This is a genomic window from Paenibacillus gyeongsangnamensis (assembly GCF_027533625.1).
Lineage (GTDB): Bacteria > Bacillota > Bacilli > Paenibacillales > NBRC-103111 > Paenibacillus_G > Paenibacillus_G gyeongsangnamensis.
In genome coordinates this window covers 23,483-35,903 of the sequence record NZ_JAQAGZ010000012.1, presented here as the reverse complement: position 1 = coordinate 35,903, position 12,421 = coordinate 23,483, and the positions used below count along the sequence as shown (strand labels likewise).

Annotated in this window: 7 protein-coding genes; 1 reads left to right on the top strand and 6 read right to left on the bottom strand. The window is 52.0% G+C overall.

Translation table 11 applies throughout. From position 1 onward, the window contains the following. Positions 1-9: 9 nt before the first annotated feature. Both O9H85_RS18695 and O9H85_RS18690 read right to left on the bottom strand, forming a co-directional pair. Positions 10-3,141: an efflux RND transporter permease subunit gene (locus O9H85_RS18695; protein ID WP_269882942.1), complete on the bottom strand. Its 3,132-nt coding sequence runs from the start codon at positions 3,139-3,141 to the stop codon at positions 10-12. Between the two features lie 98 nt (positions 3,142-3,239). Next, positions 3,240-6,062, bottom strand: a complete 2,823-nt coding sequence (locus O9H85_RS18690; RefSeq protein ID WP_269882941.1) for an alkaline phosphatase family protein — start codon at positions 6,060-6,062, stop codon at positions 3,240-3,242. A 265-nt stretch (positions 6,063-6,327) separates the two neighbouring features. On the opposite strand from O9H85_RS18690, the gene O9H85_RS18685 reads away from it, so the two are divergent. Further along, positions 6,328-8,043 carry a sulfatase-like hydrolase/transferase gene (locus O9H85_RS18685; RefSeq protein WP_269882940.1) on the top strand — a complete coding sequence of 572 codons (1,716 nt, stop codon included), beginning with the start codon at positions 6,328-6,330 and terminating at the stop codon, positions 8,041-8,043. Between the two features lie 73 nt (positions 8,044-8,116). Here O9H85_RS18685 and O9H85_RS18680 read toward each other — a convergent pair whose 3' ends face one another. The 4 genes from O9H85_RS18680 to O9H85_RS18665 form a co-directional block, all read right to left on the bottom strand. Beyond that, the gene (locus tag O9H85_RS18680; protein WP_269882939.1) at positions 8,117-8,461 is read right to left on the bottom strand and encodes an HAD family hydrolase; all 345 of its coding nucleotides are present in this window, start codon (positions 8,459-8,461) and stop codon (positions 8,117-8,119) included. A gap of 324 nt (positions 8,462-8,785) precedes the next feature. Further along, positions 8,786-10,021 carry a glycosyltransferase gene (locus O9H85_RS18675; protein WP_269882938.1) on the bottom strand — a complete coding sequence of 412 codons (1,236 nt, stop codon included), beginning with the start codon at positions 10,019-10,021 and terminating at the stop codon, positions 8,786-8,788. Between the two features lie 407 nt (positions 10,022-10,428). Next, positions 10,429-10,869, bottom strand: a complete 441-nt coding sequence (locus O9H85_RS18670; protein ID WP_269882937.1) for a DUF6526 family protein — start codon at positions 10,867-10,869, stop codon at positions 10,429-10,431. 159 nt (positions 10,870-11,028) lie between these two features. Beyond that, positions 11,029-12,342, bottom strand: coding sequence for an MFS transporter (locus tag O9H85_RS18665; protein WP_269882936.1), 1,314 nt, complete (start codon positions 12,340-12,342; stop codon positions 11,029-11,031). Positions 12,343-12,421 lie beyond the last annotated feature (79 nt).

Below are 12,421 nucleotides of genomic sequence, written 5' to 3'. Positions count from 1 at the left end.
GCCGAATGCCTAGCCCGCGGAAATTACAGGACTCTCGCTGCGTTTCATTTTCCGCAAAGCCAGAGGCTGACGATCCAGCATACACGCATAAAGGAGCGGAATCACCACCAGGCTGATCAAGGTCGAGCTGATCATACCGCATACCACAACAATGCCTAGTGTCTGGGAAAAGACCGTATCCCCGCCTCCGGTCACACATAAGGGGAGCAGCGTCATAATGGTGGTTATGGCCGTCATCAGAACCGGACGCACTCTCGTGACGGTCCCTTGAAGGATCGCATCCTTCGGGCTGATTCCTGCATTCAAATTCCGTTCGATCTTGTCCACAAGTACGATCCCGTTGGTCGCTACGATACCGGAGAGCATCAACAGCCCGACCAGGGAGGCCAGGTTCCATTCCCCGCCCCAAACCAGCATGCCGAGTATGGAGCCGATAAACGCAAGTGGAATGCAGAGCAGAACCGTCAGCGGTGCTCTCCAGCCCCGGAAGACGATACTCAGGATGAAGAGCACGAGGATAATGGAAACGGACAAAGCGATTCCCATTTCCAGTATCATCTGATCCACTTGAGCGGAAATGCCGTTCATCGTGTAATGAACCCCGGGCGGCAATACCAATTCATCGAGGACCTTATTCACCTGGCCCGTCACCTTCTCCACATCTCTGGAAACGATGTTAGCCGTCACAACGGTGAAGGGACGTCCTTCCCGTTCCCGGATCACACTCGGCCCGCTGCTCGGATTTAAAGAAGCCAGCTCCTCCAGACGAACGGTCTTGCCGTCCAGGCCTTTGAAGGTTTCTTTGCCCAGCAGCGTAAGAATCCCTGTCTGAGGCTCGGCCATGACCGATGTGCCTCCGACATGGGCCAGCAGGTCCGTATGGATCGTGAAAGGAACTTTCTCTTGGCCCCGCGTCCTGACGTCGATCCTCATGCCTTCGGATAAATAGTCCCGGACACGGCCGAACACCTCCTCCGGAGAGACGCCGGTCCGCTCCAACGCCTCACGGTTTAAAACAAGTTGGAACCTTTGAGCCCCTTCCTTATCGTCCGCGGACCCGGCTACGCCGAGTCCTTGAATCAGCCCGAGCTTGCTGCGGATAAGCCGGGCCGCTTGATCCAGCGTTAAGGCGTCCGCTCCGGAGAGATCGATTCTCAGCTGGGAATCGTCGCCGGCAATATTTTGGTTCGACACCGTATAGACCGCACCGCCAGACAAACCGGCCAGCCGCTGCTGCAGTTCGGCCGCCACCCGATCCACATTCCGCAGCTCCTTTACGGAAACGGCGATATTCGCGATATTGCTGCCTTGAATCCAACCGCCCCCGGCGTCGAACACATCATCGAATTGAGGCGTGAAAGATGACCCCAGCACGGAGGAGAACGAAGCGACGGCCGCATCCGATTGCAGTGCCTGCTCCATCCGCTTCACTGCCGCATCGACTTGGGTTAGCGTTGTCCCTTGAGGAAATTCCAGCTGTACATTGATTTGACCGGACTTATTCGCGGGCAGAAAGTTTACTGGCAGGAAGAAGACGCCTGCGACCGCTATGACAAGCAGCCCTGCGCAAACGGCCGCAATCCATCCCTTTCTCCGGAAGGCCCAGCTCAGGACCCGAAGGGAGCCTGGTTCAATCGAAGGCGTTCGTGCGCCTGCCCGAACGCCCTGCCATAGATGGTACAGCGAGGGTACGACCAGCGCGGCGACTAGAAGGGAAGTTACGATCGCAATGACAACGGACCAGGCGAATCCGGAGAAGGCCGAGCTGATCATGCCCCCGACCAGGGCAATGGGAATGTAGACGGCTGCCGTAGTCGCAGTAGAAGAAACGATCGCGGGAACCATTTCCTTGACCGCTTCGACCAACAGCCGGGTATTCAGCTTCTCCTTCCACTCCTCTGCCTTTCGGTGCATGTTGTCCAGAACTACAATGGTGTCGTCAATCGCTCTCCCCATGGCTACGATCATACCGGAAACGGTAAGAAGATTCAGGGAGAAGCCCATCGTTTTGAGCAGTCCGGCAGCGGTCATGAGACAAATCGGCAGAGATAGAGCGATCAGCACAGTCGACCGAATATTGCGGAAGAATAGAAATACGCAAACCATCGACAGCAGGCATCCGAGCAGGCCTTCCTTCACCAAACCGTTCAAGGAGGACTGTACCTGCTGCCCTTGATCGAAAAGTACGGTGAGCTGAAGCTCGCCTGCCTGTACTCCCGGCATATTCTGAATTCGGCTGCGGATGCGCTCCGAAACCTCGGTAATGTCGGATGAGGTTGTCTTCAGAACGTCCATGACAACGCTGGGCTTGCCGTCGGTGCGGGTAACGGTCTGCAGATCAACGATCGATTTGGACAAATCCCCGATCGCGGCGAGCGGAACGTGATGTCCGTCCGCCCCGCGGATCGGCAGCTGCTTCAGCTCCCGCTCGCCCGGCGTGGGTCCCGTTGCCTGAAGCGGAATTGATACTTGGCTGTTCGTAATTTTCCCCTGCACGCCGTCCAAATGAACCTCAGCCAGCGAGCTTTTGACATCTTCTATCGTTAGTCCGGCTTTACTCAGATCGGCCATCCGAAGCGTCAAGGCGTAGCCGTTATTTCCCCCGCCGGTGACGCGCACATCGCTTACGCCAGACAAGCTCTTGAGCTCCGCTGCGATTTGGGTTTGTGCCGATGTGCGCAGCGTGTTCTCATCCATCTTCCCTGACGGGCTGGTCAGACTGATTCTCATAATCGGGAAGGAGCTCGTGCTTACACGGGTTACCGAAGGCTTGTCAACGCCGGCCGGGAGAAAGGCATGGTCCAGGGCATAGCTCACGTCGTTCTCTGCGCGGTTCATATCGTAGCCCACCCTAAAATAAAGACTGACGAGCAGCCCGCCGTCAAAGCTATTTGTCTCCAGCGTCTCAAGGCCGCTTACCTTCCGTACCGCCCGTTCAATGGGCTCTGTTACGGCGGATTTGATTTGCCCCGCTTGATAATCCGGCGCATGCACCGCAACCATCAAGGTCGGATTGTCGATTGACGGTAAATAATCCCGCTTCATCCGGTAAGCGGATATGCCGCCCCATACGAGAAGAATGACAAGAGCCATTATGATAAACATGCTCCGCTTCATGACCGCTTCCAGGATTCGGTTCATCGTTGGTTCTCCACTCCTTGCTATAAACGAATACTAAAGGAAATCCCCATGCCCCTCAGCCGAAGCTGCAGGAGCACGGGGAAGACATTGAAAAGCGATCAGTTCTTCGCAGGGGACGGTGCGCTGCTCTCCGGCAGCTGAGCCGCTTCATCCGGTGTGAGCACCTTCGAATCGCCGGGATACGGCTGATCGAAGCCTTTCGTCGCGTACCAAATGACATGATTCAGCATATTGGCATTAACTTTATCCGGAGATGCGTTCTTTCCGCTAAAGTGATCCTTGTTCGTATCGGACCAGTCCGACCAGAGCTTCTCCAGCTCGCTCATCGGCTTATGATCCTGATTGTCTTTGGTTTCCTGAGCAGGCGCCGATGCGGGCTGCGGCTGCGGTGCCGTCTGCGCCGGTGCAGGCGTGATCGGAACGGCCGGTTGATCGGAGCCGGGTGTGCCGTTCATCGTATCGAGCGCAATGCGGTTCGGCTCGAACGTATACGGCGTGAAGTCCGGCTTGTCCGTGAACAGCTCGCTCATCGGCGAGGCTGCAGCATCGTTCTGATTCATCGGCTGAAGACCAAGAATCTGCTCGATCGTGCGCACCATATTGATAACCGTCCAATAATGGCTGTCCGTTATGCCTTTCTTGATCCAAGGACTGATCAGGTAAGCAGGTGCGCGGTGGCCGTCCACGTGATCCAATCCGTTCTGCGCATCGTCTTCCGTAACGACAATGAGAGAGTCTTTCCAATAAGGGCTGTGCGAGATAAGGTCCACGATTTTTCCGAGAGCCAAATCATTGTCCGCCACCTGGGCTTGAGGCGTCGGGAAATTTTTGGCCGTACCGGCGGTATGGTCGTTCATAATCCACATTTGGACAAGGTTCGGGAGATTATCGTTTTTCACGTACTCCTCGAACTTTTGTTTGAAAATTTCATAGCGGTACTGATCCGGAATCGACGAATCGAAGGTCGGGAACGGCTTGTACGTAATCGGATCCAAGGAAGGAATATCCGTCTTGGCCTCATAGTGTCCGATCGGCACATGAAGGCTGCCCTGCTTTTGACCCGACAGGATCAAGTAGTCGTTGTACCAATCCGTCCAGTTGCCTTTATTCTCCGGACCTGTGAACGAAGTGGTATCTTCACCGAAGTTCACAACCGTTTTGTTATGCTTTAAAACATTATCCCACAAGTGCCCGGTTGAGGCGTAAGCAAGGGAATCCCCCGCACCGCCAGGGTAGCTTCGAACGTTGGCAACATCCGTTTCTTTATCCTCATAATCGGTATTCGTCGCCTGCATTACCCATTGGTGGCCGCTTGCCGACTGAATCCCCGATATGTAGAAGTTGTCGAGTAGTGGGAACGTATTCGCGATTTTGTGGAAGTTAGGAGTGACGTTCTCGCCGAACTGGGTCAGTGCCGGTTCGGAATTGCCCCGTCCCATGTCGCCATGCAGTTGGTCGTAAGTTCGGTTTTCTTTGACGATATAGAAGACATGCTTGATATGGGAAGGCTCGCCGATCCGTTCAGGCATGGCGACCGGCTTTTTATTGTGGCGCGGCTTATCATTCTGACTCAAAGCATTGAACCAGTTGTTGTTTTTGTAAACCTCTTCCGTACCGCGTACCAGATCTTTGACCGTCGGGGAAGGAATCAAGGAAATGGAACCCTGCTGCGCGTAAGCAGAGTGGCCGGTCACGCTGATGCCTTGGATCGTCAATTTGCGTTCCGGACCCAGCGAGCCTAAGCCGTCTGCATTGGCTACCAGCAGTCGATTGCTTGAATCCATATCAATATCGACCGGGAACCATGCGGTCGGAATAAGTCCTGCGAGGCGGGGTTCAGCTTTCGGACCCTTCCAATCGTAAACGGCAAGCGCATTGTTGCGGCCCAAGCTTACCGCCAGCTGATGATCGTTGATCATCTTCACGGCGTTAGGCGCAGAGCCCTTCGGCGCATTCGGGTAAGGCTCGACGTTAATGGTTTGAACGACTTCATCCGTTTTGGAGTCAATCACCGATACAGTATCGCTGTTCGTATTGGCAACAAACACATATCCGCCGGATACGGTCATTCGCGCTGGCTGAAGGCCTACCGTAACGGTTTTCTTAAGAGTATTGTTAGTTAAATCGATTACCGATACCGTCCCCGTCGCGGAGCTTCCCGTAGGCTCGGCCACAATCGGCGTACCCGAGGAATTCACAGTGAGGTCTCCCGGCTGTGCGGCTCTTCCGCCGACGTTCGTTACGTAGGCCGTTGTGCCGTTCAGGATGACGCTGGTCGGAGCGTTCCCTACCGGAATCTGCGAAGTCAATTGACCTGTAGCCAGGTCCACCACTCCAAGACTGTTGTCGCGGTTCAGTACGACCAGAAGCGTCTTGCCGTCCGGGCCCATGACGATATCTTGTGGATTGATATTGCCGCCGACTTGAGCAAGAGGCAGATTAATCGTGTTCTTGACGGTAACAACCCCATTGTCGGCGACCGTCATAACTACGATCTTGCCGGTTGAGCCTGAGGAGCCCGTAGCATAAAGCTCTTTGCCGTCAGGAGAATAAGCCAGCCCCCACATATGGGAGAGCTTCAGAGTGACATTCGTATTGATCAATGTTCCAGTGCTGAGGTCTACGATGTTGATTCCATCTCCGCCGTAATTGTTCCGGCCGATGATGACCGCTGCGGTTTTCCCGTCCGGGTGGACCTTCATGGACATCGGATTGCCGCCGAACTCCACTTGCTGTCCTGCCGGAGTAACGAACTGGTTCACCGGTGTCAAGACCGCATCGCTGCCGGCCTGGCGTCCGACCAGATAACTTCCGAACGGATTCCACACATTCGCATAAACACTGCTTGTCCCGAGAAGCACGGTTCCCAATGAAAGTAAGGCCGCCAGTTTTTTCCTACTGATCTTTCCTATCCGTTTCATTAATTCTCCTTCTTTCTCGTTAAATTTGGAACAATGATAAACCGCTGCCCTCCTATCCTATTGTTCACATCTGATTCTAAACGAGAAGAGTAAAATAATGGTCAAATAGGAGTAAAAATTATGTAAATAATTATGAAAATATTACCTTATTAGTCATTTTTTGATAGGTTCATAATTACCCCTCAGCTGTACCCTGCCGCGGAATGCTACTATTTTGGCGCCCCGCAACATAGCTTAAGGTAAAACCTGCCAAGGATGTGTTTTCATGAATGATACGTCGCCTTCTTCCCGATATTTCGAAAAACCTAACTTTCTCGTATTCCTCGTGGATGAGGAAAGCTACCCTCCCGTTTACGAGAACGAAGAAATTCGAGACTGGCGCAGACACAACCTTATTGCACAACAGCTCTTGAAATCTCACGGGATGGAGTTCCACAGGCATTATATAGGGAGCGCCGCATGCTGCCCTAGCCGGGCCACGCTGCTCACCGGTCAATATCCTTCGCTCCATGGCGTCAGCCAGACGGACGGAATCGCCAAAGAGGCTTTCGACTCCGATATGTTTTGGCTGGACCGGAACACCGTGCCTACAATGGGGGATTACTTTCGGGCAGCCGGGTACCAAACCTACTATAAAGGGAAATGGCATATATCCCATGAAGATATTATCATTCCCGGCACGCACCTAAGCTTCTCCAGCTATCATCCATTCACAGGCGTACCGGACAAAAAACGGAACGAATTATATGATCGCGCCAATCGTTTGGACAGCTTCGGTTTTTCCGGTTGGATCGGCCCGGAACCTCACGGGAAAGATCCTCGAAACTCCGGTTCTTCCTCTGCTGCCGCCGTAAGCGGCAGAGATGAAATTTATGCTGCGGAAGCAGTAGAGCTTATCGAGTCTCTCGATAACCAGATAAAACATGACAAGCATGCCAAGCCCTGGCTCTTCGTCGCTTCCTTTGTGAACCCGCACGATATTGTTTTATATGGCGCTCTTACTGCACATCTGCCTATGTTTAAGTTTGAGGTAGAGTCCATGCCGGAGGTTCCCCCGCCTCCCTCTTTTCGCGAATCACTGCTTACGAAACCGCGCTGCCAAGCGAGCTATCGGGATATTTATCCGAATGCCTTGCAGCCTATACTCGATCAGCCATTTTACCGTAAGCTTTACTTCCAGCTGCAAAAAAATGCCGACCGGCAAATGCTTAAAGTATTGGAAGCTCTTACCCTCTCTTCTTTCTATGACAATACGATTATTATATTTACATCCGATCATGGTGAATTGCTCGGCGCTCATGGCAACCTTCATCAAAAATGGTACTGTGCCTACGAAGAAGTTCTGCATGTTCCTTTCCTCATTCATAATCAACAGCTTTTCCCGCAGCCTAAACAGGTTCATACGCTTACAAGCCATGTAGATCTCCTGCCGACCATGCTTGGACTTGCAAACGTCGACATGAAAGAGGTGCTGGACCGATTGCAAAACAAATTTAGCGAAGTTCGTCCCTTGGTGGGACGGGATCTCACTCCTATGATCTTAGAACAAAACCAATCTGTGACCGCCGATGATGGGCCGATTTATTTCATGACCGACGATGATATTACCCGCGGCCAACACCAAATCAATCCGCTTGGGCAGCCCTATCCGTCCGTTATTCAACCAAACCATGTCGAGTCCGTAATAACGGCCCTGCATCGAAATGGGAAAAAAGAATTATGGAAATTTTCCCGTTATTTTGATAACGTCCAATTCTGGAGCCATCCTGGAAAAAAAGATGTAACCGATCAGGTCAAAACGAACCCGGTTCCTGACGAATACGAGCTTTATAATTTAACCGAGGATCCCTTGGAAATATGCAACCTTGCGCATCATTGCTATGCAACGCAGCATTCAAGAAGCATTCTAGCTTGGATGATGCGTTTACTGGAGGAGCAGCGGAAGCAAAAGCGTTTATACCCCGTTCAATCGGGCATGTAATGAAGCTTAGTTGGTCACCATCCGGAAGCAAACACGCTCCTCACCATGACATTGCCGTCTCCGGCTAATGAATTTAAACCCGCTGCATTGAAACCATTTCGTATAAATCAAAAATGCTTCTTACTTTGTAGTCAGAGACATAATGCTGAGAAGAGAACACTTCTTGAACTTTATTTTCAATCCATACCGTCTTCATTCCTACTCTTCTGCCACCCAGGATATCTGTTTCCAGGTTATCACCAATCATGACATAGGAGTCCGGCTTCGCTCCATACATTTGCAGCCCGTACAGAAAAAGATACGGTGCCGGCTTCCCTATACATTCTACAGTTATACCTGTAACGGCTTGAATTTTCAATTGAGGCATAAAAAAAGAGAAAGCCAAACAATAAACAAAGGCATTTTCCTGCCTGTTCATTGTTTAGAGCTTTCTCTTAGTCCCCACTCCAAACTTGGATTATGAAATTATGCAAAATAAAGGGTGTGCCACAGGTCTTGAAACGTAAGGTTCCAAAGAGCCGTATCGCTGACTGACAGAGACGTCGCACCTGCATACAGAGCTTCGATGGCTTCTTCTTTCGTATGAATCAGACGACAATGGGAAATGACTTGGATTTTCGATCCTTTATATCCTCTTATATTTCTTATTATGTTCCGAAATGTTTTACGAGTATAAACTATATGTTAATCTATTGTTAAAAAGTTGTTAATGTGTTCACATTTGCAACGTTGCAGACGTTACTTAGTTGAGGAAACGTCCCAAGAGACGCGTCTCAAAGGCATTGGCAGCAGCAATGGGCCCGCCCGCTGCTGCGAATCCTTCGGATACTCTGCGGGCGCCTTCGACGCATGCCATCGCCTCGCGTACCTTGGCACGCAGGCGTTCTGGGCTGAGTTGGCTGGCGGGCAGTCGTGTGCCGGCTCCGGCTACCTCAACGCGTCGCGCTACCTCCATTTGATCACGTCCGAAAGGCACCGCGCACACAGGTACGCCGTGTACCAGCGCCTTCTGGGTGGCCCCCATTCCGCCATGGGTAATTGCACAAACTGCGCGCTCAAGCACGAGTCCATGTGGGAGAAATGGCAATATGCTGGCATTGGCTGATGTTCGCAATGCGGCTGAATCTTGTGCGGGAAGTGTTGCGATGATATGGACATTCTCTTCCGAAAGAGCTTCCAGCGCTGCTTCGATGAGGCGACCGTCATTCTGAAACTCTGAGGAGGTTGTGACAAGCACGATTGGGCGTTCGATCATAGCTAACCAATCAGGAGGTTCGGCTGGAGGATCCCAAGCGCAGGGGCCGACCATGACGATGTTTGACGGCCAATCTGAACGTGGATACTCGAACGGCTCGGCTGTAAGGTAGAGTATAAGCGGCGGGCGGCCAAACATATCGTCGGCGCTGCTTAACGGGTCAAGCCCAAAGCTATCGCGTACTTCGTTGAGCGGCGGCAGCATAATGTGCTCGAAAGTACCTACAAACAATGGCTTCAGAGCGCGATCGCGCATCCGGCCTAAAAATCCGCGCGCAGGTGAAAGCCCGGGACCAAAAGGCGGCACATCACGTGAGGTCAACGCGAGCGGATAGGGGCAGAATGTCGCCCATGGTCCGCCCCAAGCCTCAGCAGCCGCGACAGCACCCCAACAGTTCACGTCGACGATTATAGCGTCGGGGCGAGTGCTCACGATCGCTTGCTGCAGATCAGGGCCGTCATATTCTGCACGCGCGCTGAACATGCTTACAGCACGTTGCAGCCCTCCCCGAGCTGTGCGCGCCTTGTAATCATCATGGGGCATTGCTTCAATCCGGCTATCGATTGGAGCAGCGTCGAAACCATGTGATAGTGCAAGTTCCATCTGCGAGGCCAGTGTGCGCAGTACTATGTCGTGGCCTCGTTTGCAAAGCTCATCCAGGATCGAAGTCAACGGAAACAAGTGTCCACGAGCAGGCGAGGTATAGGCAAGGATACGAGCCATCTAATTACCTCCTGTTGGGGGATGAAGTAGCTCGCCCAGAGCGAGCTCCGTTTGGTTGCGGCTCAAACCGTAATCGCGACGTAGAAATTTCCAAGTATAGATATCCGTCACAGCTTTCAACTGAGCGAGGCGTCTCTCCCTCTTGGTCCCTTCTCGTCCGGTTAGCTTCGGGGTGAAGACTCGTCGCATCATTAAGTCCAGCGTCGTATACGACAGGCCGGTTATCGCATGCCCCAAATCATATCTATGCAAACCTTACGCCGGTTATCATCGAGACACTTCTGCTTAGGCATTGGGAGATCGCCTCCCTAAATATCGCCACATATACAAAGAAGGCAATCCCTTATCGGGATAGCCTATATCAAACGCCTTCTTCAGATTTCTTTTATTTCCGCCCTCTGCTATTCCTATATTCTGTAGTCGTCTTCTCTCCAATTCCGGATAGACCTTTTAATGGCATCGGGAGACAACTGATCTTCTGCTGCTTTCTTGCAAAGGGAAGGAAATTCGTCATCGGAGGCAAACCGCAAAGCCACAATTTGCTGTACGCTAAGCCTTGGATCCAGCAGCTTCTGAGTTAATACATAGTGCCGGAGATTTTCTTCGGCTCGGATCGCGCGATCCTGTGCTTTTAAAGGATAAGAGCGAACTAATAAGAAAACAATGATAAACATGATAGAAATAATTAGAAAGAGGACTGCAGGAAAAACTTGATTCCCCGCTTGGAATGATCTCACTAGCCCTACTACAGCGGAGATAAACAAGATCGCTGTCAGCAGTGTGAGCGCAACATGAAAAAGAGGATGCAGCCTTCGATGATTTTTATAGTTTTGATGTGGATTACTCATTTCTTACCCCCAATTTATGGAATTATCCTTGCCCCCCTATTTTATCAATTTTCTTTCAAAGTCGGTAGTGCAAAAATTGAACCTTCGCTTGTCGCTTGACAATCGCATTCGCAATAACAAGCTTTCCAATATTGCGCTAAGATCGGTTTGAACGGACAGCTAGCGTTTTGTAGTGTTGTTCTCCGATTCGATGCGGGAAACCTTCGAAGACTCGCTCATACGCCAGTAGATGATCAAGCTTACGGCAATACAGGCAGCTACGTAGTAATAGAAGAGCGACTCATAGCCTATGCTCTTGCACCATAACGCGATAAACTCCGCCGTGCCGCCGAACACCGCCACGGTGACTCCGTAGGGGAAACCGACGCCAAGGGCACGGACTTCCGCCGGGAAGAGCTCGGCTTTCACGATGGCGTTAATGGATGTGTAACCGGTGACAATGATGAGCCCTACCATCATGAGCGCAAAAGCACCGATCGGACTCTTCGTTTGCTCCAATATCAGGAATAGCGGAACCGTCAACAGCGTTCCGAGAATACCGAAACTAATCAATAGCGGACGCCGTCCGATGCGGTCGGACAATTGACCGGCAAGAGGTTGGAGGACTACGAATACCAGCAGGGCGACAAAGTTAATCCAGCTGACAATCTCCTTGGGAAGTCCCTCCGTATTCACCATGAACTTCTGTAAATACGTTGTGTAGGTATAGAAGGCGACGGTTCCGCCGAGCGTAAGTCCGACTACGGTCAGCACCGCCTTCGGGTGCTTCATCAATTCCCGTATCGTACCGGCGCCGGCCCGGCTTTCGGAACCCATCTTTGAGAACTGCTCCGATTCGTCCATCGTGCGGCGCAGCCATAATACGGCCAATGCCCCCAACGCTCCTATTACAAAAGGAATGCGCCAGCCCCAAGACTTCATATCCGGTTCGCTGAGTATTTGTTGGAGGATGATCTGAACCCCCAGTGCCACCAGCTGTCCGGCAACAAGCGTGACGTACTGGAAGCTTGAGTAGAAGCCCCGGCGGCCGCTGCTGGCCATCTCGGACAGGTACGTCGCTGAGGTTCCATATTCACCGCCTAGCGATAACCCTTGGATCAGGCGGGCGAGAACCAGAATAATAGGAGCCAACACGCCAATCGTGCCATAGCCGGGTGTGCAAGCAATGATCAGAGAACCACCGGCCATGACGGAAATGGAGAGCGTCAGCGCGGCACGGCGGCCATGACGATCGGCGTATCGGCCCAGCAGCAGGCTCCCTATCGGGCGCATCAGGAAACCGACGGCGAAGACGGCCGCTGTATTCAGCAGTTGGCTTGTCACGTTTCCCTTAGGGAAGAACTCGGCCGAGAAATACACCGCAAAGGCGGTATAAACGTACCAATCATACCATTCGATCAGATTTCCTACCGAGCCTTTAAAGATGTTGCCTGTGATGCGCCGCGTGTTTAAGCGATCAACGGATTGAGTCATTATTCATTCCTCCCTTCAATTACCGATGCTTTAATATGAAGAAATCGCTTTCAACAATACAATCATATTATAACTTGTT

What these genes read in the sequence shown, in the direction of transcription:
- O9H85_RS18695 (WP_269882942.1), bottom strand. Translation starts at nt 3,141, where the DNA reads ATGAACCGAATCCTGGAAGCGGTCATGAAGCGGAGCATGTTTATCATA.
- O9H85_RS18675 (WP_269882938.1), bottom strand. Translation starts at nt 10,021, where the DNA reads ATGGCTCGTATCCTTGCCTATACCTCGCCTGCTCGTGGACACTTGTTT.
- O9H85_RS18670 (WP_269882937.1), bottom strand. Translation starts at nt 10,869, where the DNA reads ATGAGTAATCCACATCAAAACTATAAAAATCATCGAAGGCTGCATCCT.
- O9H85_RS18665 (WP_269882936.1), bottom strand. Translation starts at nt 12,342, where the DNA reads ATGACTCAATCCGTTGATCGCTTAAACACGCGGCGCATCACAGGCAAC.
- O9H85_RS18680 (WP_269882939.1), bottom strand. Translation starts at nt 8,461, where the DNA reads ATGAACAGGCAGGAAAATGCCTTTGTTTATTGTTTGGCTTTCTCTTTT.
- O9H85_RS18685 (WP_269882940.1), top strand. Translation starts at nt 6,328, where the DNA reads ATGAATGATACGTCGCCTTCTTCCCGATATTTCGAAAAACCTAACTTT.
- O9H85_RS18690 (WP_269882941.1), bottom strand. Translation starts at nt 6,062, where the DNA reads ATGAAACGGATAGGAAAGATCAGTAGGAAAAAACTGGCGGCCTTACTT.